At 54.9% G+C, this 26,758-nt stretch carries 23 protein-coding genes; 13 read left to right on the top strand and 10 right to left on the bottom strand.

The genetic code is table 11. The features are described 5' to 3' along the window. Position 1: 1 nt before the first annotated feature. Complete coding sequence (locus DFO57_RS14270; RefSeq protein ID WP_019106009.1) at positions 2-952, bottom strand: sugar-binding transcriptional regulator; 951 nt, start codon at positions 950-952, stop codon at positions 2-4. Positions 953-1,144: 192 nt separating this feature from the next. Here DFO57_RS14270 and dalD point away from each other — a divergent pair, with 192 nt between their 5' ends. Genes dalD through DFO57_RS14255 form a run of 3 tightly spaced genes read left to right on the top strand, consistent with a single transcriptional unit; the run spans position 1,145 to position 5,324 of the window. After that, positions 1,145-2,536 (top strand): D-arabinitol 4-dehydrogenase, encoded by a 1,392-nt coding sequence (gene dalD, locus DFO57_RS14265; RefSeq protein ID WP_028715410.1) that lies wholly within the window; start codon positions 1,145-1,147, stop codon positions 2,534-2,536. Positions 2,537-2,545: 9 nt separating this feature from the next. Continuing rightward, complete coding sequence (gene xylB, locus DFO57_RS14260; protein ID WP_110015445.1) at positions 2,546-4,009, top strand: xylulokinase; 1,464 nt, start codon at positions 2,546-2,548, stop codon at positions 4,007-4,009. A 34-nt stretch (positions 4,010-4,043) separates the two neighbouring features. Continuing rightward, positions 4,044-5,324 carry an MFS transporter gene (locus DFO57_RS14255; protein ID WP_013026533.1) on the top strand — a complete coding sequence of 427 codons (1,281 nt, stop codon included), beginning with the start codon at positions 4,044-4,046 and terminating at the stop codon, positions 5,322-5,324. Between the two features lie 33 nt (positions 5,325-5,357). Here the strand turns inward: DFO57_RS14255 and DFO57_RS14250 are convergent, their stop codons facing one another. Further along, positions 5,358-6,257: a TIGR01777 family oxidoreductase gene (locus DFO57_RS14250; protein WP_110015444.1), complete on the bottom strand. Its 900-nt coding sequence runs from the start codon at positions 6,255-6,257 to the stop codon at positions 5,358-5,360. 182 nt (positions 6,258-6,439) lie between these two features. Here DFO57_RS14250 and yfcF point away from each other — a divergent pair, with 182 nt between their 5' ends. Together yfcF and yfcD are read left to right on the top strand one after the other, a co-directional pair. Beyond that, on the top strand, positions 6,440-7,081 hold the full coding sequence (gene yfcF, locus DFO57_RS14245) for a glutathione transferase (protein WP_110015443.1): 642 nt from the start codon (positions 6,440-6,442) through the stop codon (positions 7,079-7,081). A 110-nt stretch (positions 7,082-7,191) separates the two neighbouring features. Next, on the top strand, positions 7,192-7,716 hold the full coding sequence (yfcD, locus tag DFO57_RS14240) for an NUDIX hydrolase YfcD (RefSeq protein ID WP_014594178.1): 525 nt from the start codon (positions 7,192-7,194) through the stop codon (positions 7,714-7,716). 328 nt (positions 7,717-8,044) lie between these two features. Here yfcD and DFO57_RS14235 read toward each other — a convergent pair whose 3' ends face one another. The 4 genes from DFO57_RS14235 to DFO57_RS14220 all read right to left on the bottom strand — a co-directional run bounded on the left by DFO57_RS14235 (position 8,045) and on the right by DFO57_RS14220 (position 12,595). Continuing rightward, positions 8,045-8,869, bottom strand: a complete 825-nt coding sequence (locus DFO57_RS14235; protein WP_014605373.1) for an ABC transporter permease — start codon at positions 8,867-8,869, stop codon at positions 8,045-8,047. A gap of 10 nt (positions 8,870-8,879) precedes the next feature. Continuing rightward, positions 8,880-10,145 carry an ABC transporter permease gene (locus tag DFO57_RS14230; RefSeq protein WP_110015442.1) on the bottom strand — a complete coding sequence of 422 codons (1,266 nt, stop codon included), beginning with the start codon at positions 10,143-10,145 and terminating at the stop codon, positions 8,880-8,882. A gap of 45 nt (positions 10,146-10,190) precedes the next feature. Next, on the bottom strand, positions 10,191-11,216 hold the full coding sequence (locus DFO57_RS14225) for an ABC transporter substrate-binding protein (protein ID WP_013026527.1): 1,026 nt from the start codon (positions 11,214-11,216) through the stop codon (positions 10,191-10,193). Positions 11,217-11,332: 116 nt separating this feature from the next. Further along, positions 11,333-12,595, bottom strand: coding sequence for a 4-aminobutyrate--2-oxoglutarate transaminase (locus DFO57_RS14220; RefSeq protein WP_013026526.1), 1,263 nt, complete (start codon positions 12,593-12,595; stop codon positions 11,333-11,335). 118 nt (positions 12,596-12,713) lie between these two features. On the opposite strand from DFO57_RS14220, the gene DFO57_RS14215 reads away from it, so the two are divergent. Both DFO57_RS14215 and DFO57_RS14210 read left to right on the top strand, forming a co-directional pair. Next, positions 12,714-14,207: a PLP-dependent aminotransferase family protein gene (locus DFO57_RS14215; protein ID WP_028715406.1), complete on the top strand. Its 1,494-nt coding sequence runs from the start codon at positions 12,714-12,716 to the stop codon at positions 14,205-14,207. A 265-nt stretch (positions 14,208-14,472) separates the two neighbouring features. Next, entirely contained in the window at positions 14,473-15,558 is a 1,086-nt protein-coding gene (locus DFO57_RS14210; protein WP_014605376.1) for an ABC transporter ATP-binding protein, read from the top strand. A 51-nt stretch (positions 15,559-15,609) separates the two neighbouring features. On the opposite strand, the gene pta is transcribed toward DFO57_RS14210, so the two are convergent. Further along, complete coding sequence (pta, locus tag DFO57_RS14205; protein WP_014594171.1) at positions 15,610-17,739, bottom strand: phosphate acetyltransferase; 2,130 nt, start codon at positions 17,737-17,739, stop codon at positions 15,610-15,612. 84 nt (positions 17,740-17,823) lie between these two features. Continuing rightward, on the bottom strand, positions 17,824-19,026 hold the full coding sequence (gene ackA, locus DFO57_RS14200) for an acetate kinase (protein WP_014594170.1): 1,203 nt from the start codon (positions 19,024-19,026) through the stop codon (positions 17,824-17,826). A gap of 333 nt (positions 19,027-19,359) precedes the next feature. On the opposite strand from ackA, the gene yfbV reads away from it, so the two are divergent. From yfbV to DFO57_RS14185, 3 genes are all read left to right on the top strand, one after another. Then, positions 19,360-19,809, top strand: coding sequence for a terminus macrodomain insulation protein YfbV (yfbV, locus tag DFO57_RS14195; protein ID WP_014605378.1), 450 nt, complete (start codon positions 19,360-19,362; stop codon positions 19,807-19,809). Positions 19,810-19,952: 143 nt separating this feature from the next. Then, on the top strand, positions 19,953-20,447 hold the full coding sequence (locus tag DFO57_RS14190) for a YfbU family protein (protein ID WP_110015460.1): 495 nt from the start codon (positions 19,953-19,955) through the stop codon (positions 20,445-20,447). A 13-nt stretch (positions 20,448-20,460) separates the two neighbouring features. Then, positions 20,461-21,120, top strand: coding sequence for a sugar phosphatase (locus DFO57_RS14185; protein ID WP_013026518.1), 660 nt, complete (start codon positions 20,461-20,463; stop codon positions 21,118-21,120). Between the two features lie 28 nt (positions 21,121-21,148). Here DFO57_RS14185 and yfbR read toward each other — a convergent pair whose 3' ends face one another. Together yfbR and DFO57_RS14175 are read right to left on the bottom strand one after the other, a co-directional pair. Further along, positions 21,149-21,748: a 5'-deoxynucleotidase gene (gene yfbR, locus DFO57_RS14180; RefSeq protein WP_013026517.1), complete on the bottom strand. Its 600-nt coding sequence runs from the start codon at positions 21,746-21,748 to the stop codon at positions 21,149-21,151. Positions 21,749-21,818: 70 nt separating this feature from the next. After that, on the bottom strand, positions 21,819-23,036 hold the full coding sequence (locus DFO57_RS14175; protein WP_014594167.1) for a pyridoxal phosphate-dependent aminotransferase: 1,218 nt from the start codon (positions 23,034-23,036) through the stop codon (positions 21,819-21,821). A gap of 959 nt (positions 23,037-23,995) precedes the next feature. Between DFO57_RS14175 and lrhA the strand changes: the two genes are divergently transcribed. The 3 genes from lrhA (at position 23,996) to DFO57_RS14155 (ending at position 26,694) form a co-directional block, all read left to right on the top strand. Next, positions 23,996-24,919: a transcriptional regulator LrhA gene (gene lrhA / locus DFO57_RS14170; RefSeq protein ID WP_013026515.1), complete on the top strand. Its 924-nt coding sequence runs from the start codon at positions 23,996-23,998 to the stop codon at positions 24,917-24,919. Positions 24,920-25,557: 638 nt separating this feature from the next. Further along, positions 25,558-26,001: an NADH-quinone oxidoreductase subunit A gene (locus DFO57_RS14160; RefSeq protein ID WP_013026514.1), complete on the top strand. Its 444-nt coding sequence runs from the start codon at positions 25,558-25,560 to the stop codon at positions 25,999-26,001. Between the two features lie 15 nt (positions 26,002-26,016). Then, complete coding sequence (locus DFO57_RS14155; RefSeq protein ID WP_006120026.1) at positions 26,017-26,694, top strand: NADH-quinone oxidoreductase subunit B family protein; 678 nt, start codon at positions 26,017-26,019, stop codon at positions 26,692-26,694. Positions 26,695-26,758 lie beyond the last annotated feature (64 nt).

Genomic DNA, 26,758 nt, shown 5'->3' with positions numbered 1-26,758 from the left:
GCTATCGGTTATTCAGCAGGCGCACGGCGGTGGCTTCATCGGTCACCAGGCCCGATATCCAGCCGCCGTTCACCGCCGCCTGAATAGCGGCATATTTCCGCTCCCCGCCCGCAAAGCCGATGATATTGCGCGTCGTCTGGCTTTCCAGCGCCACGCTGGTTAACAGCGCATCGGTTTCCCCTAACACGCGTTCGCCCTGCTGATTGAAGAAATGACCGAGCATTTCCCCGACCACGCCGCGCGCATTCAGCGCCTGCACCTGGCTGTCTGTGATAAAGCCTTCGGCATGGAGCGGGCAGCCGGGATTGACCTCCCCAATTCCCAAAAAGGTGACGTGGGCCTGTCGTGCACGGTTGACCACGCGCTGATAGACCTGATGCTGGCACCACATCTGCTTATCGTCTGGGCTGTCGGCGAACAGCGGGGCGGGAATGAAGAAATACTTGCCCTGCATTTTTTCAGACAGCTTAAGCGGCACGTCGTAGCGGGTGCCTGAATCGTCGCGGGCGATGGCCCCAATCATGGAAACACAGTGATGCTGCGGTCGTTCAACCCAGGGAAGCGCATCAATAATGGCACGCAGGGTTTTTCCCGAACCGATGCCAAACACCTGCGGCTCGTCGTTATTGATAAACTGCGACATCACCTCTGCGCCTTCTACCGCCAGCATTTGCTGTATGGCATTGTCGTCCAGATCGCCGGAAGGCACCACGCGGCAGTGCTGCAGGCCAAATTTCTCCTGCACGTCGTGCGCCAGACGCAGGCAGTGCGTCACGGGGTGGGCGATCTTTACGCTGACCATGCCCATTTCACGCGCCCCGGAAATCAAACGCTGGGCCACCTGGCGCGACAATCCCAGTGCCCGGGCGATCTCCTGCTGTGTTAACCCAGCGACGTAATACATCCAGGCGGCACGTGCCGCCAACTCCTGTTTCTTCTCTTCTTTGTTCATTGCGCCATTCCCTTCTCTGCGGATCGCCATTTTATCGCGCAATCTGTTTAAAAGCCTATCAGGGCAAAAGCTCAATTAACGGGCCAATGTCTTAAATGTGAAATTAATCACAGAACCTTGACGTTACCTCTGATTAACATATGTGCATCGGGCAAATGCCCTTAATTTAAACAAATGCCTAAAGAGGTCATGATGACACCATCAGTTTGGATGCATATCGGCGCAGGCTCTTTCCATCGTGCCCATCAGGCATGGTATCTGCACCGCCTGATGCAGCAGGGCGACAGCCGCTGGCATATCGCGCTGGGCAATATCCGCGATGACGCAACGCCGTTACTGACGCAGCTAACCGCCCAGCAAGGGGAATATGTGCTGGAGACGGTCACGCCTGAGGGCGAGCGTCACTATGAGACCATTACCTCCATTCGGCAAATTCTGCCGTGGGACAAAGAGATCAGCGCGCTGGTGCAGCAGGGCGCCGATCCATGCACCCGGGTAATCGCCTTCACCGTGACCGAAGCGGGTTACTATTTAACACCGGAACATGAGCTTGACCTGCAGCAGCCCGATATCCAGGCGGATCTGAATGGCGAGGCGCGAACCTTGTATGGCGCGCTGGCGCGTATCCTGACGGCACGCGTCGTCAACGGTGGGGCGCCCGTGACCCTGTTGAACTGCGACAATCTGCGCCATAACGGTGAGCGTTTCCGTCAGGGTTTTTTGGCCTTCCTTGCGGCAAAAGGGGCAGATGAGCTGGCCGCCTGGGTGCGTGATAACACCACCTCGCCGAATACCATGGTGGATCGAATCACCCCGCGTCCCACGCCTGACGTCGCGGAGCGCGTTCAGGCGGCAACCGGTAAAGATGATGCGGTGCCGGTGATGGCGGAGTCCTTTATCCAGTGGGTGATCGAAGACGATTTTATTGCCGGGCGTCCGGCGCTGGAGCAGGTGGGCGTCGAGCTGGTCGAGTCGGTGTTGCCCTGGGAAGAAGCCAAGATTCGTATTCTCAACGCCACCCACAGCGCCATTGCCTGGGCGGGCACGCTTATCGGTTTGCTTTACATTGATGAAAGCACCCGGCAGAAAGCCATCCACCAGATGGCATGGGAATATGTCTCACAGGATGTCATACCTTCACTTTCACCCAGCCCGCTCAACCTGGCGGAGTATCGGGATGTTGTTCTGTCCCGCTTTAGCAATCCGTGGATAAAAGATACCAACCAACGGGTGGCGGCTGACGGTCTGTCAAAAATTCCCGCCATGGTGACGCCGACGCTGCGGGAATGCTATCAGCGCGGCACGCCGCCTGCGGCCAGCCTTGTGCTCCCGGCGCTGTTCTATCTGTTTTTGCAACGCTGGGCCAGTGGCGAGCTGCCTTATGACTATCAGGATGGCGTGCTGCAACCTGAAGTGGTTCAGCAGTGGTTTGCCCATGCCGATCCGTTACAGGCTTACATGACCCAGACGTCCCTGTTTGCTGAGCTGGCCACATCACAGGATTTTCATGCGCGGCTTAGCACTACCGTCGCCGGGCTGGAAACGTGGCAAGTCCAGCCAGAACAACCGCTGGCCGTGGTTTAGGGGGCGAATATGTATCTGGGTATCGATATCGGCACCTCTGAGCTTAAAGCGCTGATCGTGAATGCGCAGGGCGAGATCGTGGCATCGGAACATGCCGCTCTGGCCGTGCAGCGCCCCCATCCACACTGGGCAGAGCAGGACCCGCATGACTGGTGGCGCGCCTGCCATCAGGTCATCACGCGTCTGCGTCAGCAGGCACCTCTGGCCTGGTCTGCGATAGAGGCGATTGGGCTGTCAGGACAAATGCACGGAGCGGTGCTGCTGGATGAGCAGGGGGAGGTTTTACGGCCCTGCATTCTGTGGAATGACACACGCAGCGCGGCAGAATGCCACTGGCTGGGTCAGCATCATCCCGAAATCATGCACATTAGCAGCAACATGATCATGCCGGGCTTCACGGCCCCAAAGCTGTGCTGGGTGGCCCGGCATGAGCCTGACTGCTTTCGCCGCATTAGCAAAGTGTTATTGCCAAAAGATTACCTGCGCTGGCGCCTGACCGGGCGCTTTGTCACCGATCCCTCGGATGCCGCAGGCACCTTATGGCTGGACGTCGCCAAACGCGACTGGTCAGCGGCACTGTTGTCCGCAACGGGAATGCGTCGTGACCAGATGCCTGCACTCGTCGAAGGGAATGCCGTCAGCGGCACGTTACGGCCGGCGATTGCCGACGAATGGGGGCTCTCCTCGTCGGTCATCATTGCAGGCGGCGGCGGGGATAATGCCACCTCGGCGGTTGGCGTGGGCGCCGTGAATCCTGGCGATGCGTTTATTTCACTTGGCACCTCTGGCGTCATCTTTGTGGTTAATGACCGGCTGCAGGCCGATCCGCAGTCAGGCGTGCACGCTTTCTGCCATGCGCTGCCTGACCGCTGGCACCAGATGAGCGTCATGCTCAGCGCCGCAAGCTGCCTGCGCTGGCTGTGCCAGTTGCTCTCGGTCAGTGAAAACCAACTGCTGGAAGAGATTGCTGCGCTGGGTCCGGCACAAAAACAGCAGGCCCCGCTTTTCTTGCCTTACCTCTCTGGAGAACGTACCCCGCACAACGATCCTGATGCGACGGGCGCGTTTTTTTATCTGCGGCACGAAACCCAGCGTGCCTTACTGGGCTATGCGGTGCTCGAAGGCGTAGCCTTTGGCCTGGCCGACGGCCTGACCGTCTTAGGGGAAGGACGGCGTGCCATTACCCAGTTCAGCCTGACCGGCGGCGGCGCGCGCAGCAGCCTGTGGGCGCAGCTGATCGCCGATGTGCTGGCGCTGCCTGTCGTGACGCATCCCGCCAGCGCATCCGGTGCACTGGGCGCGGCGCGCCTGGCCTGGCTGGCTGCGGGCGGTGATGAAGCGCAGGTGTGTCTTAAACCCCCGATACAGGCGCGCTTCCTGCCCAATCCTGAGGTTCGTCAGGGGCTGCAGCAACGGCTGGCTCAGTTCCGTGAGCTTTACCGTCAACACTCTCAGTCCCGTTCGCTGGCCTGATTAACCTGTAACCCAACAGAGAAGGACGATCGTCATGCACTCTACTGCGTACTGGTTTGGCTTGCCCAAACATCTGATCTGGGGATTTGTCGCCATCGCTGTTTTTATGGCAGGTGACGGTTTCGAGATGGCGTTCCTGTCACGCCATATTACCGATATGGGATTCACGCCGGGGCAGTCGGCGCTGGTGTTTACCTTTTACGGTTTAGCGGTGGCGCTGGCCGCCTGGGCATCCGGTGTGGTGGCGGAGCTGATTACGCCGCAGCGCGCTATGCTGATCGGTTTTATCTTGTGGGTTGTCATGCACGCCCTGTTTATGAGCCTGGGGCTGGGGATGCGCAATTATCCTCTTATGCTGCTGTTTTACGGTATCCGTGGCCTGGCCTATCCGCTGTTTATCTACTCATTTATGTTGCTGCTGGTGCAGGTGCTGCCACGGGAACGGCTGGCGGCTGCCACGGGCTGGTTCTGGGCGATGTATTCGGTAGGCATCGGCGTGGTCGGGAGCTATCTGCCCAGCCTGATCATTCCTTCCATTGGTGAAACCGGCACGCTCTGGCTGGCGATTGGCTGGGTAACCTGCGGCGGCTTGCTGGCCTATTTTAGCCTGCGCAACGTGCCGGTCGATCGTTCTCGCGTCAACTTACCCCTGCGGGAAAAAATGACGGAAATGTCGCGTGCGGTGACTATCCTGTTCACCAACCAGCATGTGTTTTACGCCTGTCTGATCCGCATTATTAATACGCTGTCGCTGTTTGGCTTTGCCATCATTATGCCACTGCTGTTTGTGGATCGGCTTGGGTTTACGCTCTCAGAGTGGCTGCAGATTTGGGCGGTGTTCTTTTTTGTCACCATTTTTACCAATATCTTCTGGGGCATCATGGGTGAACGTATTGGCTGGATTCGCCAGGTGCGCTGGTTTGGCTGCCTCGGCATGGCGATCTCCAGCCTGGCGTTCTATTACCTGCCTGTCTATGCCGGTCACAATTTCCTGGTCGCCCTGATTCCTGCCGTGATGCTGGGCATTTTCGTGGCGGCCTTTGTGCCCATGACGGCGGTTTTCCCTACGCTGGAGCCCCATCATCAGGGCGCGGCCGTCTCGGTGTATAACCTGTCCGCAGGCATGAGCAATTTTGTTGCGCCCGCCATCGCCTCCATGATGCTGCCGTTCTTTGATATCGTCGGCGTGGTGTGGGCTTACACCTGCCTGTATGTGTTTGCCGGTGTGCTGACGTTTATCATCCGCGTACCGCAACCGAATCACGGCGCGCTGCGTTCCACGGTGAAGTCGAAAACCGCGGTCACCTCTCAGTAAAAAAGCGAAGGGGAGCAAGTGCTCCCCTGATCCTCAGCTTTTCACCACATCCTGTAATGCATTCTGCAGCTCATACCAGCGGAAGCGAAAACCCGACGCCTCCAGCCGTTTTGGCAGCACATGTTGCCCACCCAGCACCAGTACAGACGATTCTCCCATCATCAGCTTGATGGCACTGGCGGGCGTGCGCATGAAAGCCGGGCGGTGCATCACCTCACCCAGGGTAGCGGCAAACTGCTCATTGCGCACGGCGTAGGGCGCAACCATGTTAAAAGGGCCGCGACAGGCATCATCGTCGAGCAGCCACAGAATGCCGCTGACCATGTCATCAATGTGGATCCACGGCATATACTGTTTGCCGCTGCCAATCGGGCCACCAATTCCCAGCTTAAACGGCAGCTTCATTTTACTCAACGCGCCGCCTTCTCGCGTCAGCACCACGCCGGTACGCAGCAGGCAGACGCGGGTGCGCTCACTCTGCGCGGTCAGCGCCAGCTGTTCCCAACGGGCGCAAAGTTCGTGGGTAAACTCGTTCTGTCCGGGATCGTCCTCGGTTAATACCACGTCGCCCGTGTTGCCATAAAAGCCCGTTGCCGATCCCGAAATCAAGACGCGCGGTGGCGTGGTACTGGCGTTAATCAGGGAGGCAATGCGCTCCGTTATCTGCCAGCGGCTCTCGCACAGTTGCCGTTTGTGGGCCTCTGTCCAGCGTTTATCCGCGATGGGTTCACCGGCCAGGTTGATAACGGCATCCACGCCATCCAGCGAGTGCTGTTGCGCCAGGCCTGACCAGAGCGCGATATCTTCCCCCAGCATGTCTCGTGCAGCGGCAACGTCGCGCGTGACCACGCTGACCGTGTCGCCACGCAGTTGCAGACGTGGAATAAGATGGCGGCCAATAAGCCCGGTTCCACCGGTAATTAAGATATGCATAGTGCGGCTCCGTCTGAATTTTTATTTTTTGCTTACTTCATCATAGAAGAGTCGTACCCGTGTGGCGTGAGCCGCTTCGTAATTTAGTCAGTTGAGCGCAAACATCGGACCAGCGCCTGGTTGTTTTCAGAAATAAAAATCGGTAAAGATGATGCACCCCTGTCAGCTATTTGAGGTAGCAGATGAATTACCCCTCCATCACCCTGTGGTCAGATTCATCTTTCTTTAGTCCTTATGTCATGTCGGCTTATGTTGCGCTCAGCGAAAAAGGGGTGCCTTTTAGCGTAAAGCGTATCGATTTATCGCAAAACCAGCAGCGTGCTGAGACCTATCGCGATCTGTCGTTAACCTGCCGCGTCCCGACCTTACAGGTCGATGACTTTATGCTGAGTGAATCATCGGCCATCTGCGAATACCTCGAAGAGCGTTTTGCTGCCCCTGAATTTGAACGCCTCTATCCCAAAGATCGCGAGAAACGCGCCCGCGCCCGGCAAATTCAGGCCTGGCTGCGCAGCGATCTGATGCTCATTCGCCAGGAGCGCCCTACCGAGGTGTTATTTGCCGGTGAGCGCTTTGCGCCCTTGTCGCCTGCAGCCGTTGAGGCCGCCGAAAAACTGATTGCCGCTGTTCAGCGCCTGTTGCCAGAACGTCAGCAAAATTTATTTGGTGAGTGGTGCATTGCAGATACCGATTTGGCTGTCATGCTTAATCGACTGGCGCTGCATGGCGATACCTTGCCTGCACGTTTGCAGCACTATGCTGAGTTTCAATGGCAGCGGGCATCAGTACAGTTATGGCTAACGGAAAGCGGCAAAAATCGCTAGCGATCGGCGCTTGCTCAAGTTGTCATAAGTGATTACCTTACGACACACTATGATATAGGTGTGGCAAACAGCGCGTGCATAAAGACACGCTAAACAGGAAAGGGTTACGGATGGTGGATCAAACTGCTGGTGGCGAAATCGAATGGGTCGATATCGTAAGCGAAGAGAATGAAGTCGTTGCACAGGCCACGCGTGCGCAGATGCGCGCGCAATGCTTACGTCACCGCGCGACCTATATCGTGGTTCATGACGGTATGGGGAAAATACTGGTTCAGCGCCGTACTGAAATCAAAGATTTTATGCCAGGCAAACTGGATGCGACGGCTGGCGGCGTAGTGCAGAGTGGCGAAGACATGCTTGAATCGGCGCGGCGTGAAGCCGAAGAGGAGCTGGGCATTGCGGATGTGCCTTTTGCAGAACATGGCAAATTCTATTTTGAAGATGAGCATTGCCGCGTCTGGGGAGGATTATTCAGCTGTGTGTCGCACGGCCCTTTTGCTATGCAGGAAGAAGAAGTGGATGAAATTTTCTGGATGACCCCGGATGAAATCACCGCCCGCTGTGATGAGTTTACCGATGATTCACTCAAAGCCTTATCCCTGTGGCTGAGCCGCAACAACGAAAACAGTCACTGATACCTTCTGTTAGCTTTGCGGGCGGTCGTGGCCGTTCGCAAAGCGGGCACGCGGCGTTGATCGCCGCCTCATTCGCCTGATGATCAACTTCCCGCTTTTAGTGGAACGCCGTTTGCGCTCAACGACGTGGCGCGTGCCGTAGAACATGCGGCACAGCATGCTGGCCCGTTTCAACAAACTGTGGTGGTACCGCCCGTTCAGCGCCTGACGTGATTTTGCCCATGACCAGGCTGACAGAGGCTGGGTGCGCACTATCCAGATCAGACAACCGCCCACACGTTAACAATGTGGGCGGTTTAACAACCTGAACCGGTTTGCTGACTGTTATCTAAACCGGCTGTGGCTGGCGCATCTTTTCCCCGCGCCGCCGCAGGACTTCCATGACGATCAGTAACAGGAGCGAAGCCGCAATCATGATTGTGGCGGCGGCCGCGATAGTGGGATCGAGGTTTTCACGAATACCGGCAAACATCTGAATCGGCAGCGTCCGCTGCGTTGGGCTGGCAAGAAACAGCGTCACGACAACTTCATCAAATGAGGTGGCAAACGCGAACAGTGCCCCGGAAAAAACGCCCGGTGCAATCAGCGGCAGGGTGACTTTTCGAAACGCCAGCAGCGGAGAGGCACCGAGGCTGGCAGCGGCCCGCGTCAGATTGGTGTCGTAGCTTTTCAGTACGGCGACCACCGTGATCACCACAAAAGGAACGCCCAACAGGGCATGGGCTAACACCAGCCCGAGGTAGCTGTTCAGCAGTGACAGTTTGGCAAAGAAGAAAAACATGCCAACGGCGATGATCACGACGGGTGCCACCATGGGAGAGATAATGATTGCCATCACCAGACCTTTGCCGCGAAACTCGCCGCGCACCAGGCCCATGGCGGCCAGCACGCCCAGTACGCTAGCCAGTAGCGTGGCTAGCGGCGCAACCAGCAGGCTGTTCATTAACGCACCTATCCACTCCTTCGAGTGAAAAAAGGCCTCGTACCAGCGCAGCGAAAAGCCACTTAGCGGATAGCTCAGAAACGAACTTTCGTTAAACGACAGCGGCACAATGACCAGAACAGGCACAATCAAAAACAGCAGTGCCGCTGCGCCGTAAAAATTAAACAGGTAACGCCAGACCCGCAGCAACGTCGAACCTTGTTGTTTCATCATTTGCTCCTTAACGTACTGCCGCCTCGGATGACGTCCGGGTGACACGTGAATACACCACATACAGCAACGTCACGATAATCAGCAACTGGCTCCCCAGGGCGGCGGCCATGCCCCAGTTCATGGTGCTGTTGGTAAAAAAGGCGACAAAGTAGCTGACCATTTGATCGTCCGGCCCGCCCAACAGCGCTGGCGTAACGTAATAGCCAATCGCCATCATGAACACCAGCAGCGCGCCTGCGGTAATCCCGGCATAGGTCTGCGGGACATAGACGCGCCAGAAGGCCACAAAGGGATGCGCACCCAGCGACACGGCCGCCCGGACATAGCTGGGAGAAATCCCTTTCATGACGGCATACAAGGGCAGCACGATGAAGGGCAGCAGGATATGCGTCATAGAGATGTACACGCCGACCCGGTTGAACACCAGCGTGAGCGGACTGTCGATGAGCCCTGTCGCCATCAGCGTCCGGTTAATTAATCCTCCTGACTGCAGCAGGACAATCCAGCTGGCGGTACGCACGATCAATGAGGTCCAGAAGGGCAACAGCACCATAATCATTAGCAGGTTGGCGCGGTTGGACGGCTGCTTTGCCAGCCAGTAGGCCAGCGGATAGCCCAGGCCCACGCACAGCAAGGTGACCACGGTCGCCATCCACAGCGTACGTAGCAGAACGTTCACATAAAGCGCCTGATCGGGGGACTGCGCGACGATGTCGCTGGTCTTTGCATCAACCTTGTGGTCAAACACTGACAGCAGGTAATAGCTGGTATAGGGTTTGGCTACGCGCTTGAGGGTTTGCCAGGTAGACAGCTCGCCCCACAGGGGCTGCTTATCAATGAGGGTGGCTTTGACGTTAACCCCATCCTCGGGGGCCTGGCGGGGCACGGCCAGGATCAGGCGACGAAACGCATTGTCTTCATAACTCAATCGCTTCGCAATGCCAGAGATCTGGCCCTGCTCGCGCGCCGCGCTGACTTCCTTCGCCAGCGTGGCAAACAGGCTTTCATCCGGCAGCGCCTTGCCGTTCCATTTAGCCAGGACCTGGCTGGTTTGCGGAAGTGCGTCGTGAAGCTCAGGGTTATTGACGCTCATACTGAGGATAGAGCCGATGGGGAACAAAAAGCACACCACGACGAAAATCAGTAACGGGGCAACTAAAAACAGGGAGCGTTGTGTTTTTAACCAACCTGCCCGGTTAAATTGCTGGCGCAGACTGAACGCGCCTTCCGTACGTCTGACGGGCGCTGAATTCATCACGGGGTTTTGACTCATGCCGATCTCCTGAAAGGGGGCTGCCGGAGCGGGTCCGGCAGCGGGTTATTTCGCGGCCCAGGCGTTAAAACGCTGTTCCAGCTCTTCGCCATGTTCCAGCCAGAATGTGGCGTTAACCTGAACGGCTTTGGCCATGTTTTCCGGCGCCGTTGGCAACTGAGCCAGACGATCGGCCGTCAGCAGTTTGCCTGCCTTGATATTGGCGGGGCCATAAGGAATATTTTCGGCATACACTTTTTGGTTCTCGGGCTGCAGCGAGAAGGCGATAAATTTCTCTGCCAGCGCTTTGTGCTTTGAGCCTTTCACAATCGCCCAGTTATCGAAGTCGTACAGGTTACCGTCCCAGACGATTTTGAAATTATGACCTTCTGCCTGAGCGGTGCCGATGCGGCCGTTATAGGCCGATGCCAGCGTCACGTCGCCTGAAACCAGCCACTGCAGGGGCTGCGCGCCCGATTCCCACCACTGAATATTCGGCTTTAGCTCATCCAGTTTCCTGAAGGCACGATCGACGCCCGCCGGGGTTGCCAGCACCTTGTAAACGTCTTCGCGCTTCACGCCGTCCGCCATCAGCGCGATTTCCAGCGTGTATTTCGCGCTCTTACGCAGGGCGCGTTTGCCGGGGAATTTTTTCACATCCCAAAAATCTGCCCAACTGGTGGGGGCGGTTTTGAGCTTGTTGCCATCGTAGGTCAGTACGGTAGACCAGACGAAGAAGCCCGCACCACATTCGCTCACGCTCCCCTTGGCAAAGTCGGCTTTGTTGCCTAACTTGCTCCAGTCCAGGGTTTCAAACAGCCCTTCTTCACAGCCCCGCTCCAGTTCCGGGGTTTCCAGTTCTACAACATCCCAGCCGACCTGTTTGGTTTCAACCATTGCGCGGATGCGTGCCATTTCGCCGTTATATTCACCGGCTTCAATGCTGTCCTTCCCCGAGGCCATGAAAGGCTTATAAAACGCTTTATCCTGTGCGTCCTTGTTGGTGCCCCCAAAGGACACCACCGTAAGATTTTCGGCCTGTGCCTGGATGGCCACCGCTGCCAGAACCAGTGCCGCTATGTTTTTCATCATCCCCGAACTCCTGAATTATTATGTTCAGGCAGATTCCTCTGCCCGGTGTTTGCCTTGCAATCATGATGCCAGGGGCTGACCCGCAGCGGAACGTGCGGCGCGTCAGCCCGCGAAACCTAATACTTGCCCAGGATACGGTTCAGCAGATTCAGTGCTGTGCGGAACTGCGCGTCCGGAATGGTGAGAGGGTAGAGGAAACGAATAACGTTGCCGTGTACGCCGCAGGTGAGCAGCAGCAACCCTTCGTCCAGCGCCTCTTGCTGAATAGCTTTGGCGATGTCTGCGCTGGGTTGGCCTTCGCTGTTGGTGAATTCAGCCGCGATCATAGAACCGCGACCGCGCACCTCTGCCAGCGCACTACAGCCTGCGCCCTGCAGCGTTTCCGTCAGTTGCCCGCCTAACAGCAGGGCGCGCTCGCACAGGTTTTCATCGCGAATGACCTCCAGCACGGCCAGCGCAGCGGCAATGGCCGGTGGGCTTCCTGCATAGGTGCCACCCAGGCCGCCGGGCAGGGGCGCATCCATTACGTCAGCCCGTCCTGAAACCGCCGATAGCGGCATACCGCCCGCCAGGCTTTTTGCCATGGTGATCAGGTCTGGCTGCACGTCAGGATAGTATTCACTGGCAAACAGCTTGCCGGTGCGGGCAAAACCACTTTGGATTTCATCGGCGATCAGCAGAATGCCATGTTGATCGCACAGCGTGCGCAGGGCGGTCACAAACGCTGGCGGCGCGACATTGAAGCCGCCTTCACCTTGAATGGGTTCATAGATAATGGCCGCAACCTGTTGCGGGCTGATATCGCAGCGGAAAATGGTTTGTAAACTCTCCAGCGCGTCATCGACGCTACAGCCATGCAGTGCATTCGGGTAGCGGGCGTGAAATACTGAGCTGGCAAAGGGGCCGAAACCGGTTTTGTAGGGGACCACTTTGCCCGTCAGCGACATCGTCATGTTGGTGCGGCCGTGAAAGGCCCCCGTAAAGGCGATGACGCCGGGACGGCCGGTTGCCGCGCGGGCAATTTTGACCGCGTTCTCAACGGCTTCTGCGCCGGTGGAGAAAAAAGTGGTCTTGGCGGGGCCGCTTACCGGCACCAGCGCATTCAGTTTTTCCGCCAGGGCAATATAATTTTCGTAAGGCACAACCTGAAACGCGGTGTGGGTAAAATGATCGAGCTGTTCTTTGATGGCGGCGATCACTTTGGGATGGCGATGTCCGGTATTCAGCACGGCAATGCCTGCGCTGAAATCGATAATTTCACGGCCCTGGTGATCCCATAACGTAGCGTTTTCTGCTTTCACCGCATAGAAATCGCACATCACGCCCACGCCGCGCGGCGTAGCATTGAGACGACGGACCTGCACTTCACTGTTACTCATAACGCGACCTCATGGTGTTTGTTGCCATATTGTTACAGTGGAATCTGCCTCCTTGCTTTTTAGCGTTTTCAGGGTTTTATAATCCAGAGCCAGTTTTTTTTATTTTGAGGTACCAATTTTGCGAAGCTTACTCGGTGACCTGCTTGCACAACGTCTGGCCTCGCTTTCCGGCGGTACGCTGAATAAGCGATTGTATGATGTCTTGCAGGCAGCGATTCAGGACGGATCCATTGCCACCGCGACGCGACTGCCCGCCAGCCGCGACCTTGCTCGCGAACTTTCTGTCTCACGTAATACCGTGCTGGCAGTCTATGAACAGCTTCAGTCTGAGGGCTATGTACAAACCCGCACCGGAAGCGGCACCTTCGTCAGTACCGTGCTGCCGGAACAGGTGCCGGGTGAGCCGCTGAACAGGCCCGTCACGCCGCCGATGAAACCCGTCAGACTGTCGCGACGGGGTTCACGCCTGCTGGCGAGCAGCGGTGCCGGGAGCCATCAGTGGGGGGCATTTATGCCCGGTGTGCCGGACGTCAGCCATATGCCGCACGACATCTGGCGCAAAATTCAGCTCCGCCTGAGCCGACGGCTGCCGGTTGAGAACCTGAGCTATGCCAGCCACGGCGGCTGTGTTGAGTTACAACAGGCGCTGGCGGATTACCTGCGGGTGATCCGTTCGGTGAATTGCACCCCCGAACAGGTACTGATCACCGCCGGAACCCATCAGTCGCTGGATCTGCTGGCGAAAATGCTTTGCGATCCGGGAGACAGGGCTATCGTCGAAGAGCCGGGATACTGGGGGATCCGCAATGTGCTGGCGGTGAACGGCGTCACGCTGATCCCCACGCAGGTTGACGATCAGGGGCTGGTTTTGCCGCCCGAGCAGCCAGACAGCCCGGTGCCTCGCCTGATCTGTGTGACGCCTTCTCACCAGTATCCTCTCGGGGCGGTCATGAGCCTGCAGCGGCGCCATGAATTACTGGAGCGCGCAAAAAGCAGCGGCAGTTGGGTGGTGGAAGATGACTACGATGGCGAGTTCCGCTTTACCGGAAGTCCCATTCCTGCGCTACAGGGCCTGGCGGCGGATGCCCCAGTGATTTATCTGGGCACCTTCAGTAAAACCTTGTATCCCGGCATCCGGCTCAGCTACATGGTGGTGCCTAAATCCCTGGCGGCACGGATGAAAATGGCGCACTCCGAGCTGTATCGCGGCGGCTACGGGTTAGTACAACTCACGCTGGCGGAGTTTATTCGGGAAGGGCACTATGCGGCCCACGTACGACGCATGCGGCAGATTTACAGCCGCCGTCGTGCTGCGCTGGTGGAGGTGATTAGCACATCACTGGGTGCCGACTGGATAGTGCATCACAGCAATGCGGGGTTGCATCTGGTTCTCAGGCTGCCGGACAGCATTGACGATGTGGCCTTTAGCGCAGAGCTGGAACAGTGCGGTGTATTAACACGTCCCCTGTCGTCCTATTATCTTCGGGGTACGCCGCAGCGCGGATTGCTGCTGGGTTATGCCTGTGTTGACGAAGCCGCCATTCCCGCCGCGTTCGCGCCTATCCTGACCCGGTTGCAACATCACCTGCAGGTGGCGTCTGTCTCGCCGTGATGCACCATCAGTGCGCATCCCTGGTATTGCCTGATTCTGTGATAACTGTCACGTTAATTTAATGTTAAATTTAAAAAGACAATAAAATACAATGGCCTGCAAAGTAAATTTGTAAGCCATTTCTTTTTAGATTGTCAAATTCTGCTTGTGCAAATCAAATGCGTTGTGGTAGTGCTAAAAAAAGGCCCGACAGGATTCGCACGTCAAAAGGATGATGCATGAATCGTGCCGAAACCCTTTTTCATCCTGTTTACGAGATTACGCCATGAGAAATTTTGTCAGTTTTCGGAATATCAAAAAGAGCTACGACGGCGACAAGCTGGTGGTGCGCAACCTCAATCTGGATGTGGCAGAAGGCGAGTTTTTGACCCTGTTAGGGCCGTCAGGCTCCGGGAAAACGACCAGCCTCATGATGCTGGCAGGATTTGAAACGCCCACCGATGGCGAGATACTGCTGCGTGATAAACCTTTGCACACGTTGCCGCCGCATCAGCGTGATATCGGTATGGTATTCCAGAACTACGCGCTTTTTCCCCACATGACGGTGGCCGAAAACCTGGCGTTTCCTTTGTCGATTCGCCGTTTGAGCAAGGCCGATATTGCCCAGCGAGTTAAACGGGTGCTGGATATGATTAAACTCACTTCGCTGGCAGACCGTTATCCCGCACAGATGTCTGGCGGCCAGCAGCAGCGGGTGGCCCTGGCGCGTGCGCTGGTATTTGAACCTAAACTGATCCTGATGGACGAGCCGCTGGGGGCGCTGGATAAACAGCTGCGTGAACACATGCAGATGGAAATTAAGCAGCTGCATAACATGCTCGGGCTGACCATTGTTTACGTGACTCACGATCAGAGCGAAGCCATGACCATGTCTGACCGGGTGGCGGTCTTTAACGACGGCATGATTCAGCAAATGGACAGCCCGAATAAGCTTTATGAACAGCCCGACAACGCCTTCGTGGCGCAGTTTATTGGCGAGAATAACAGCCTGCTGGCAACCCAGTCAGGGCAGCAGGGTGATTACTATCAGGTGACGCTGGATAACGGTATCCAGCTGGATGCGCTGAAGGTGCGGCCCAGTTCTCCGGGCAAGAAAATACAGCTCAGTATCCGGCCTGAACGCATCAACGTAAATGCAGCCAAACCGGGCGATCAGTCGGTCCAGGCCCGAATCCAGCAGTTTATCTATCTGGGTGACCACGTGAGAATGCTGACGGAAGTTGCTGGTCAGGGAAACTTTATGGTGAAAATGGCCTCATCGGAGGTCTCACCCGGCTGGACGGCGGGCAGTGAAGTGACGTTGTCCTGGCAACCTCAGCACCTGCGCGCGCTCGACGTTACGCTGCAATAGGCATAAAAAAAAGAGCATGCAGTCTGCATGCTCTTGTTCAACGGGAAGGGATTAACCTTCAGCCTGCTGCGACTGAATCGCCGTCAGGGCGATGGTGTAGACGATATCGTCTACCAGTGCGCCGCGTGAGAGGTCGTTGACCGGCTTACGCATGCCCTGCAGCATTGGCCCGATTGAAATCAGGTCAGCGGAACGCTGCACCGCTTTGTAGGTGGTGTTACCGGTGTTGAGATCCGGGAAAATAAAGACCGTTGCGCGTCCGGCAACCTGCGAGTTGGGCGCCTTGGATTTTGCCACGTCTTCCATAATCGCCGCGTCGTACTGCAACGGCCCATCAATCACCAGATCCGGGCGTTTTTCCTGCGCAAGGCGCGTGGCTTCACGCACTTTCTCCACGTCGCTACCGGCACCTGAATTACCGGTTGAGTAGGAAATCATGGCGACGCGTGGATCGATGCCGAAGGCTTTCGCTGAATCGGCAGACTGAATGGCAATTTCTGCCAGCTGTTCAGCCGTTGGATCGGGGTTGATCGCGCAGTCGCCGTAGACCAGCACCTGCTCCGGCAGCAGCATAAAGAACACGGATGACACCAGTGAGCTGTTGGGCGCGGTTTTGATCAGCTGTAACGGCGGACGAATGGTGTTGGCCGTGGTATGTACCGCGCCCGAGACCAACCCGTCAACTTCCCCGCTTTCCAGCATCATGGTGCCCAGCACCACGTTATCTTCCAGCTGTTCCTGCGCAACCACCTCGGTCATGCCTTTGCTTTTGCGCAGCTCGACCAGACGCGGAACATAGTTCTGACGCACCACTTCAGGATCGACTATCTCAATGCCTTTACCCAGCTCAACGCCCTGGGCTGCCGCAACGCGCTGGATTTCATCCGGATTGCCCAGCAGGACACAGGTCGCAATGCCGCGGTCGGCACAGATTGCTGCGGCTTTAACGGTACGGGGTTCATCCCCTTCCGGCAGAACAATGCGCTTGCCAGCCTTGCGAGCCAGTTCGGTTAACTGATAGCGGAAAGCCGGCGGCGACAGGCGGCGACTGCGCTCAGACGTGGCGGTCAGCGACTCGATCCAGTCCGCGTTAATGTAACTTGCGACGTATTCCTGGACTTTTTCAATGCGCTGCGTGTCATCAACCGGTACTTCGAGGTTAAAGCTTTGCAGGCTGAGCGAGGTCTGCCAGGTATTGGTTTTGACCATGAAGACCGGCAGGCCAGTCTGGAAGGCGCGATCGCACAGTTTGGCGATGCGCTCGTCAATTTCATAGTTACCGGTTAAAAGAATGGCACCGATCTCAATACCGTTCATCGCGGCCAGACAGGCGGCAACCAGCACGTCAGGGCGGTCAGCCGAGGTGACCAGCAGCGAGCCCGGGCGGAAATGCTCAAGCATGTGCGGGATGCTGCGTGCGCAGAAGGTCACTGATTTGACACGGCGGGTCTGAATTTCACCTTCGTTAATAATCCGGGCGTTCAGGTGGCGGCACATATCAATGGCGCGGGTTGCAATCAGGTCGAAGCTCCACGGCACACAACCCAAAATGGGCAAGGGACTGTTGGCAAACAGCTGGTCAGGATTGATATTCGCGATGCTGGCCTTCGATGAGTCATCGAAAATTTCAGACAGGTCAGGGCGCGTACGGCCCTGCTCATCAACGGGCGCGTTCAGCTTGTTGATGATCACACCGGTGATGCTTTTATTCTTCGAACCGCCAAAGCTGCTTTGTGTCAGTTCAATACGCTCTTTGAGCTGTGCGGGAGAATCGTTACCCAGCGCGGTCACGAAGACGATTTCAGCGTTTAACGTTTTGGCGATTTCATAGTTCAGCGCGCTGGCAAACTGGTGCTTACGCGTAGGCACCAGGCCTTCAACCAGAACCACTTCAGCATCCTGCGCATTGGCGTGGTAGCGGGCAATAATTTCTTCCATCAGCACGTCTTGCTGATTAGAGCCCAGCAGCGATTCCACACGGGACATCGGCAGCGGCTCTGCGGCCGGGATGCCTGAACTCTTGCGCACAATGCTGGTGGTCTGGTCAGGTGCATTGCCGCCCGCACGCGGTTGTGCAATGGGTTTGAAAACGCTCAGTCGAACGCCTTTACGTTCCATGGCGCGAATAACGCCAAGGCTAACGCTGGTCAGACCGACGCTGGTGCCGGTCGGAATGAGCATAATTGTACGTGACACGATTGAACCTCTCAGATTTCACTGGGTGTCAAAACAACGCCGTCAGCCGGAGCTGACGACGAAAGGAGATCAGGCGGTAAGGCGAGCGGCATCGCGGGCAATCACTAACTCTTCGTTAGTGGGGATCACCACTGCCGGGCGAGTGCCTTCTTTGTTGATAAAACCTGACTTGCCAAAGCGAGCCGCCAGGTTGCGCTCGTGGTCAATGTCAAAGCCCAGCAGCGCCAGCTTGTCCAGGGTCAGCTCACGCACCATCGCCGCATTTTCACCGATACCGCCGGTGAAGACCACGCCGTCGAGACGACCGTCCATCAGCGCGGTATAGCTGCCAATGTATTTGGCCAGACGGTGGCAGAAGACATCCATTGCGCGTTTAGCATCTTCTTTGGTGGCGTAGTTGTCTTCAACATATCGGCAGTCGCTGGTGACTTCGGTCAGCCCTAACAGACCCGACTCTTTCGTCAGCATCTTGTTGATGGCATCGACGCTCATGCCCAGCGTGTCGTGCAGGAAGAAGATAATGGCCGGATCGATATCGCCGCTGCGGGTGCCCATGACCAGGCCTTCCAGCGGGGTCAGGCCCATAGACGTATCCACACACTCACCGTTACGGATAGCAGAAACAGACCCGCCGTTACCGAGATGACAGGTAATGATGTTCAGCGTTTCTAGCGGCTTATTCAGCATTTTTGCCGCTTCGTGGGTAACATAGTAGTGGCTGGTACCGTGCGCACCGTAGCGGCGCACGCCGTGCTCTTTATACAGGGCATACGGCAGCGCATAAAGGTAGGACTCTTCCGGCATTGTCTGATGGAAAGCGGTGTCAAAAACCGCCACATTCTTGTCAGATAAGTGCGGGAAGTTTTTCATGGCTTCATCAATGCCAATCAGGCCTGCTGGGTTATGCAGTGGTGCAAAAGATGATGCATCTTTGATACCCTGCACAACAGACTGAGAAATGACCACTGACTGCGTAAGTTTTTCGCCGCCGTGAACAATACGGTGACCTATTGCAGCGATTTGTGCTGAAAGCTCTGGTTTTTGTGCCAGAATTGTTTTAACAATGAAATTCAGCGCTTCGCTGTGGGCTGCGCCAGCACCTAAAGGTGCTTCCTGCTTCTGACCATCAAGTTTCCATTTGATCCGTGCTTCGGGCAGGTGGAAGCATTCAGCCAGACCCGAGAGGAATTCTTCACCGCTGGTGGGATTAAGGATGGCAAACTTGAGAGAAGAGCTGCCGCAATTCAGAACCAGTACTAACTTACTCGACATGGAAGTACCTATTTGTTAAAAGTGGCTAAAAATAACGCAATCAGACTTACAGCGTAGCCCATCGACGCAGCCAGATTAATGACAGAAGTCATACCCAGGTCAAAATAGTGCGTTTTATGCAAAAAAAATTGAGTCTTTACGCATAAATTTGAAATTTCGCTTAAAACGGGCCTTGTCGTCTCTGTTACAAGGGAAGTTGCGGCAGTGACGCTGTTAAAACGGCGTCAGAATAGCCGGAGTCACCTTTAAAGACAAAAATATTTGAAGGATGTTACGTAAAGTTGTGTGGTTATAATTATTTTTCAAAAAATACAGTATTAGTTGAGGCGAGCCATGGCGAATGAATCTCACACAGGCTGGTTCCGGATGTTTCAACGCGGACAGCATTATATGAAGACCTGGCCCAACGATAAACGCCTGGCACCGGTCTTTCCTGAGAACCGTGTATCGACGGCTACGCGCTTTGCGATTCGCTTTATGCCGCCGCTGGCGGTCTTTACGCTCACATGGCAGATCGCGATGGGTGGGCAATTGGGCCCGGCAGTAGCAACGGCTCTCTTTGCCTGTAGTTTGCCTATGCAGGGATTATGGTGGCTGGGTAAGCGATCCGTCACCCCATTGCCGCCCACGCTGCTGCGCTGGTTCCATGAAGTGCGCACGAAGCTGGAAGCCGCAGGCCAGGCGATCGCACCGGTTGAAGGCAAACCAACTTACCAGGCACTGGCCGATCTGCTTAAGCGCGCCTTTAAACAGTTGGACCGCACCTTTCTGGACGATCTTTAATCCGCACCGCGCAGAAATTATTGCACGCAAACCTGCGGTTAAATCAATGAAAAGCGATGTGGCTACGCCCGCATCGCTTTCCCTGTGTAATTATCTTTCCATCGTATAAAACCTGAACAGCCCGCGGGCTGGAGGACAAGATGATGGAAATGACCCACGCGCAACGTTTGATCCTGACTAACCAGTACAAAATCATGGCAATGCTGGAACCGGAGAGCGCCGAACGTTTTCGTCGCTACCAGACTATCATTGAGCGTGGCTATGGCCTGCAAATGCGGGAGCTGGACAAAGAGTTTGGCAAGCTTCCCGAAGAGACCTGCCGGACGCTTATCGACATGATGGAAATGCACCACGCGCTGCAGGTCTCCTGGGCTAATCTCAAGACCCAAGGCGATATCGACCCACGACGTCTGGCGTTTCTGGGGTTTGATGCCGCCACAGAATCCCGCTATCTCGGTTATGTGCGGTTTATGGTGAACATCGAAGGGCGCTATACCCATTTTGATGCGGGAACGCATGGCTTTAATGCGCAAACGCCGATGTGGGAAAAGTATCAACGTATGCTGGCTTTGTGGCAGACTTGTCCTCGCCAATACCATTTAAGCGTAAACGAGATTGCGCAAATCATTAACGCCTGATGAGGAGTGACGCGTGGAGTACAGTGGTTTTTTATTTGATTTAGATGGCACCTTAGTGGATTCGCTACCCGCGGTTGAACGCGCCTGGAGCAACTGGGGTGCACGTCATGGCATTGCGGCTGATGAGATTCTGGACTTCATTCACGGAAAGCAGGCGATTACTTCACTGCGCCACTTTATGGCGGGCCAGTCAGAAGCGGCAATCCAGGCCGAGTTTCTGGCGCTGGAAAAAACGGAAGCAGAAGACACGGACGGCGTGCGGGCGCTGCCAGGCGCAAAAGCGTTGCTCACGCAGCTGAATGCGTTGCAAATCCCCTGGGCGATTGTCACCTCCGGCTCCGTGCCGGTGGCGCATGCGCGTCACAAAGCAGCAGGTTTACCTCAGCCTGCCGTGTTTATTACGGCCGAACAGGTGGCGAAGGGCAAGCCAGAACCCGATCCTTACTTACTGGGTGCAGAAAGGTTAAAGCTGTCGCCAGCCGACTGCGTAGTGGTAGAAGATGCGCCGGCCGGCGTGATCGCCGGGTTAGCTGCGGGCTGTGCCGTGATCGCCGCGAATGCGCCTGATGATACGCCACGCATTGACGAAGTGGCGCTGCGCCTGACTTCACTGGAATCGCTGGTGGTCACCAAACGATCGACGGGCAAGTTTGCGTTTCACCATCAAGGCTAGGTAAAAGGGCGGCGTGAAGCCGCCATTGTCAGAGCGGCGTGTCCTGCGAGATTTCGTCCAGAGACAGGCTAAAGCTGGGAATGAATACCTCCACGAAATAGCTCATTTCGGGCGAACGACGCTGATTCAGGGTTTTTTCCAGCCGCGCTTTTGCTAACAAAAACTCATTATTCCCGGCCGACAGCTCTTCCAGGCATTTTACGTAGGCACAGATCGCATCGGCTTGTTTCACGACGGCTTTTTCTTCCTCACTGTGCAGATGCTCATCAATCAGCGGACGGTAAACATCCTGCAACTCGTCCGGCAGCATCTCAATCAACTTCTGCTGCGCGATTTTCTCAATCTTTTTGTATTCGTGGGCGATCTGCGCGTTGTAGTACTTCACCGGCGTGGGTAAGTCTCCGGTCAGCACTTCACTGGCGTCGTGATACAGCGCCATCATGGCGATGCGCTCGGCATTAAGGTTGCCGTTAAACTTCTTATTTTTAATGATGGCCAGCGCGTGGGCAACCATCGCGACCTGCAAACTGTGTTCAGAGACGTTCTCGGTGCGCACGTTGCGCATCAGCGGCCAGCGGTTGATGAGTTTGAGACGGGAAAGGTGGGCGAAGAAATGGCTCTGAGTCATGGTAATTCCTGTTTGCGACAGGGGAGAGGCCTGCTCTCCCCGAAATCACATCAGTATAGGCGCATCCGGACTACTGGCGGTAGCCTTGCAGAAAACGGCCAAACTTATTGATCGCCATTTCCAGATCGTCGACGCGCGGCAGCGTCACGATGCGCAGATGATCGGGCCACGGCCAGTTAAACGCCGTTCCCTGAACCAGTAGCACTTTCTCCTGTAGCAGGAAATCCAGCACCATTTTCTGATCGTCGTGGATATTGAATTTTTTGGCATCAATACGCGGGAACATATAAAGCGCGCCCTGCGGCTTCACACAACTCACGCCTGGAATATCGTTGATCAGTTCCCATGCGCGCTGACGCTGTTCATAGAGCCGCCCGCCAGGCACAATAAATTCACTAATGCTCTGATAGCCGCCCAACGCAGTCTGAATGGCATGCTGCGCGGGGACGTTGGCACACAGACGCATGGAGGCCAGCATCTCCAGCCCTTCGATATAACCTTTAGCATGCTTTTTGGGGCCGTTTAGCACCATCCAGCCCTGGCGGAAACCCGCTACGCGATAGGTTTTAGACAGGCCGTTAAAGGTTACGGTCAGCAAGTCCGGCGCCAGTGCAGCAATAGAGTGATGCTGTGCGTCGTCGTACAGAATTTTATCGTAGATCTCGTCAGCGAAAATAATCAGGTTATGCTGGCGGGCAATCTCAACGACTTCCATCAACAGTGCTTTGCTGTAAACCGCACCGGTTGGATTATTGGGATTGATAATCACGATGCCGCGCGTGCGTGGCGTAATTTTACTGCGGATATCATCCAGATCCGGGAACCAGCCTGCGGACTCATCACACAGGTAGTGCACGGCTTTGCCGCTTGAGAGCGACACGGCCGCGGTCCACAGCGGGTAGTCAGGTGCCGGCACCAGCATTTCATCACCGCTGTTCAGCAGCGCCTGCATGGCCTGGACGATGAGTTCAGAAACACCGTTGCCGATATAGATGTCTTCTACCGTGACGTCGCGCATGTCACGCGCCTGGTAATGCTGCATGATGGCTTTACGAGCAGAATACAATCCTTTGGAGTCACAGTATCCCTGTGCGCTGGGAAGGTTACGGATGACATCAACCAGAATCTCGTCCGGCGCTTCGAAGCCAAAGGGGGCCGGATTGCCGATGTTCAACTTAAGAACTTTATTACCTTCTTCTTCAAGGCGTTTAGCCTCTTTTAAAACCGGTCCACGAATGTCGTAACAGACATTGTCCAGTTTGCCGGATTTATCAATTTGAAAAGTCATTGTGGCCGCCTTAATGTGCAGAATCCTTGTGCCTGCCGCTGAAAACAAACCTGCACAATGTACTCTCCTCAGGCCGACAAAAGAAGGGCAGGGCGCGGTTTTGGCGTGTTCAGCATCTTTGTCTCCAGCCAGACGATGGAATGCGTATTGGTTATCAAGCAGGTCGGTTGTAACGTTTGTTTTTTTGAGTTTTATTAGTTTATTATGCTGCGATTAAAAATTGAGCGCTGGGTAATGTCTGCTTTTATTTTGCCGATAATGAACCTGAAGGCCGTAAAACAATCTGAGAATCTGTGATGCGTCATGAGTGAAATAGTTTAATTATGCTTTATTGATGCATAAAATTTGCACGCAAAAAGCGGCCTCAACTCAGAGTAACCTGAAAAAAAACGATGGTGCATAATGTTAACTATCTTATATCAAAGGTTTTTTATAAGATTTTCAGGGCCGGGAGAGACAACCGGGAGCATCATCAATGCATGTTTCATCGCTGAAAAGTCGTATTTCCTGTTTTCAGGCAGGTTACGACCGCTCAGGACATTCTCGAAGGGATGTAAGATGCTATTTGATCAAAATATGCAATGCTTTTCACAAAAACATTTCCATTTTGCGGTCAAAAATGATTAAGTATAATTTACTATTTGATGAGATTAAACGCTGCGTACCGTTAGCGTATTACAGACCCGTTTACCCCTGCCTGAGGGCACTTTGGGGGTAGGAAAAGACAACTACACAGCTTCCCGCATTTTTGCATCCAGTGCCTTCGGTACAGAAGTTGTCTCTGTCTTCAGGACCCGGTTTCCCTGTTTTGCAGGGAAGTACCGTCTTCCTCCGTAAGTAAATTTTATGTCGGCCCTTTGCCGGGACGCCATGAAGCATCATTACCGCTTATCGCTTTGATAAGCTTGTAATAACACCAGGATAGTAGTTCTTAAAAATCTAATAAGTGAAGAAAAAACATGACTAATGCAAATCGTCCGATACTCAATCTCGATCTCGATCTGCTCCGGACTTTTGTTGCTGTAGCTGACCTGAACACCTTTGCAGCCGCGGCTGCTGCGGTGTGCAGAACGCAATCGGCAGTGAGTCAGCAGATGCAACGTCTGGAACAACTGGTCGGTAAAGAGTTGTTTGCCAGACATGGCCGCAACAAGTTGTTAACTGAACACGGCATTCAGCTTCTGGGCTATGCCAGGAAAATCCTGCGTTTTAACGATGAAGCCTGTACTTCACTGATGTACAGCAACATCCAGGGTGTACTGACGATTGGCGCTTCTGACGATACCTCAGATACCATTCTGCCGTTCCTGTTAAACCGCGTGACCTCTGTCTATCCAAAACTGGCGATTGATGTTCGCGTGAAACGCAATCCGTTCATGATGGAAATGCTGAATCAGGGCGAAGTTGACTTAGTCGTCACGACGTCAAGCCCGGGTAACTTTACCCATCAGGTTCTGCGTACCTCTCCGACCCTGTGGTATTGCGCGGCGGATTATGTGTTCCAGCGTGGAGAAGCTATTCCACTGGTACTGCTTGATGAACCCAGTCCGTATCGTGATATGGCGATTGATCATCTCAACGAAGCCGGAATCCCGTGGCGTATCTCTTACGTTGCATCAACCCTGGCGGCCGTTCGTGCGGCAGTCAAAGCAGGATTGGGTGTAACGGCGCGTCCGGTAGAAATGATGAGCCCGGAACTGCGCGTGATGGGCGCAGCGGAAGGCTTGCCGGTTTTACCGGATACACAGTATCTGCTGTGCCGTAATGCCGACAGCGACAACGAGCTGGCGCTGGCAATCTTTAATGCTATGCAGTCCACGCACGATCCGTACAACATGGTGGCCAACGCTGACGGCACGCTGTTGCTGGATGACGAAGAGTAACATTTTCACGCTGTCGCAAAAAAAACGTCATTTACCGGTAAGATAATGGCTGTAAACAGGCCTCTTGTTCTGTAAAAAGAACAGGAGGCTTTTTTTTGACCTTTTTCCTGCGAAATAAAAACCCGCCCGGAGACGCTGAGTTTATCGCCTGCCCGCAAGCATTTCAGGGCGATGTAAATGGCGGGCAAGAGGCAAAATGTAAAATATTTGATTCGAATCAGTCTGATAACTGCTGAAATTTAACACAAAAAAGATAATTCTGTGTTCTGGATCAACAAAATAGCCATTCCCAAGGGAAGGAAAACCCCCGAAATCCTGTCAAAATATGAGGGTTAATTGCACGATCCATGCGCGCAAATACCCGCTACACTAAAATTACCCTTACAGACTGAAGCGATTTAGCTGGAAACACGCGCATCATATGTTAATAATATGATGCAGGTGTAAAATAAAGTTTGGATACTTTTGTCAAAGTTGACAAAAGGTTATAGAAAGGAGTAAAAAACCCCATAAAATTGCTGCTTATTGCAGAGTAACAGCAAAATTTGTAAGGTTTTTATCCTTCCCTTTGAATCGATGTGGTGAGTTTGCTGCCAGAACCCGAGCAGGATGCCCGCGCCACTTTTGATGAGTAAGCAATGAGTATGTCAACTACCACCGAAATCATCGCTCAGCATTGGGCATTCGTCGTATTTATCGTCATCGCTTTTGGCCTCTGTGCGTTCATGTTAACCGGAGGCTGGCTGCTTGGCGGCAGAGCGCGTGCCCGTTACAAAGACACACCTTTTGAGTCCGGCATTGAATCCGTCGGTGACACTCACCTCCGCTTATCAGCAAAATTCTACCTGGTAGCGATGTTCTTCGTTATCTTCGACGTAGAAGCTCTCTTTTTATACGCATGGGCGACCTCTATTCGTGAAAGCGGCTGGGTCGGCTTTGTGGAAGCCGCAATTTTCATTTTGGTGCTCCTGGCGGGCCTGGTTTATCTGGTGCGCATTGGCGCGTTGGACTGGACGCCTGCACGCCGGCGAATCGTGGTTAAAACGCCCACGGTAAGTCACACCAATCCTCATAAGCAGTAAAAGAGAGGCAATAAGATGGACTATACGCTCACCCGCATAGACCCAAACGGTGGTGAGAACGACCGTTACCCTCTGCAAAAGCAGGAAATCGTCAGCGATCCGCTGGAGCAGCACGTTCATCGCAGCGTCTACATGGGCAAGCTCGAACACGCCCTGCACGACATGGTGAACTGGGGACGTAAAAACTCCCTGTGGCCTTACAACTTTGGTCTTTCATGCTGCTACGTTGAGATGACCACCTCCTTCACCGCCGTGCACGACGTCGCGCGTTTCGGTGCAGAGGTTATGCGTGCATCGCCACGTCAGGCCGACTTCATGGTCATTGCCGGTACGCCGTTTACCAAAATGGCCCCGGTGATTCAGCGTTTGTACGATCAGATGCTGGAGCCGAAATGGGTGATTTCCATGGGTGCCTGTGCCAACTCAGGCGGCATGTACGATATCTATTCTGTCGTGCAGGGCGTTGATAAGTTTCTGCCGGTTGACGTGTATATCCCGGGTTGCCCGCCGCGCCCTGAAGCTTACATGCAGGCACTGCTGCTGCTGCAGGAATCCATTGGCAAAGAGCGCCGTCCCCTTTCGTGGGTGGTCGGAGACCAGGGCGTTTACCGTGCCAATATGCAGTCTGAGCGTGAACGTAAGCGTGGCGAACGTATTGCAGTAACCAACCTGCGTACACCAGACGAAGTTTAAGTTAACCGTATGGATGGAATCAGTGCCTGCAGCAGACAACACCACAAATTAATGCATGGCACCA

The sequence above is a fragment of the Pantoea sp. AG702 genome, from assembly GCF_003182295.1.
Lineage (GTDB): Bacteria > Pseudomonadota > Gammaproteobacteria > Enterobacterales > Enterobacteriaceae > Pantoea > Pantoea ananatis.
Note: the sequence above shows the minus strand (reverse complement) of the source record. Positions and strands in the feature narration are given on the sequence as shown.

What these genes read in the sequence shown, in the direction of transcription:
- DFO57_RS14210 (WP_014605376.1), top strand. Translation starts at nt 14,473, where the DNA reads ATGAGAAATTTTGTCAGTTTTCGGAATATCAAAAAGAGCTACGACGGC.
- dalD (WP_028715410.1), top strand. Translation starts at nt 1,145, where the DNA reads ATGACACCATCAGTTTGGATGCATATCGGCGCAGGCTCTTTCCATCGT.
- yfcF (WP_110015443.1), top strand. Translation starts at nt 6,440, where the DNA reads ATGAATTACCCCTCCATCACCCTGTGGTCAGATTCATCTTTCTTTAGT.
- DFO57_RS14175 (WP_014594167.1), bottom strand. Translation starts at nt 23,036, where the DNA reads ATGACTTTTCAAATTGATAAATCCGGCAAACTGGACAATGTCTGTTAC.
- DFO57_RS14220 (WP_013026526.1), bottom strand. Translation starts at nt 12,595, where the DNA reads ATGAGTAACAGTGAAGTGCAGGTCCGTCGTCTCAATGCTACGCCGCGC.
- DFO57_RS14225 (WP_013026527.1), bottom strand. Translation starts at nt 11,216, where the DNA reads ATGATGAAAAACATAGCGGCACTGGTTCTGGCAGCGGTGGCCATCCAG.
- DFO57_RS14230 (WP_110015442.1), bottom strand. Translation starts at nt 10,145, where the DNA reads ATGAGTCAAAACCCCGTGATGAATTCAGCGCCCGTCAGACGTACGGAA.
- xylB (WP_110015445.1), top strand. Translation starts at nt 2,546, where the DNA reads ATGTATCTGGGTATCGATATCGGCACCTCTGAGCTTAAAGCGCTGATC.
- DFO57_RS14235 (WP_014605373.1), bottom strand. Translation starts at nt 8,869, where the DNA reads ATGAAACAACAAGGTTCGACGTTGCTGCGGGTCTGGCGTTACCTGTTT.
- DFO57_RS14270 (WP_019106009.1), bottom strand. Translation starts at nt 952, where the DNA reads ATGAACAAAGAAGAGAAGAAACAGGAGTTGGCGGCACGTGCCGCCTGG.
- lrhA (WP_013026515.1), top strand. Translation starts at nt 23,996, where the DNA reads ATGACTAATGCAAATCGTCCGATACTCAATCTCGATCTCGATCTGCTC.
- yfcD (WP_014594178.1), top strand. Translation starts at nt 7,192, where the DNA reads ATGGTGGATCAAACTGCTGGTGGCGAAATCGAATGGGTCGATATCGTA.
- pta (WP_014594171.1), bottom strand. Translation starts at nt 17,739, where the DNA reads ATGCTCATTCCGACCGGCACCAGCGTCGGTCTGACCAGCGTTAGCCTT.
- DFO57_RS14190 (WP_110015460.1), top strand. Translation starts at nt 19,953, where the DNA reads ATGGAAATGACCCACGCGCAACGTTTGATCCTGACTAACCAGTACAAA.
- DFO57_RS14160 (WP_013026514.1), top strand. Translation starts at nt 25,558, where the DNA reads ATGAGTATGTCAACTACCACCGAAATCATCGCTCAGCATTGGGCATTC.
- yfbV (WP_014605378.1), top strand. Translation starts at nt 19,360, where the DNA reads ATGGCGAATGAATCTCACACAGGCTGGTTCCGGATGTTTCAACGCGGA.
- yfbR (WP_013026517.1), bottom strand. Translation starts at nt 21,748, where the DNA reads ATGACTCAGAGCCATTTCTTCGCCCACCTTTCCCGTCTCAAACTCATC.
- DFO57_RS14255 (WP_013026533.1), top strand. Translation starts at nt 4,044, where the DNA reads ATGCACTCTACTGCGTACTGGTTTGGCTTGCCCAAACATCTGATCTGG.
- DFO57_RS14250 (WP_110015444.1), bottom strand. Translation starts at nt 6,257, where the DNA reads ATGCATATCTTAATTACCGGTGGAACCGGGCTTATTGGCCGCCATCTT.
- ackA (WP_014594170.1), bottom strand. Translation starts at nt 19,026, where the DNA reads ATGTCGAGTAAGTTAGTACTGGTTCTGAATTGCGGCAGCTCTTCTCTC.
- DFO57_RS14155 (WP_006120026.1), top strand. Translation starts at nt 26,017, where the DNA reads ATGGACTATACGCTCACCCGCATAGACCCAAACGGTGGTGAGAACGAC.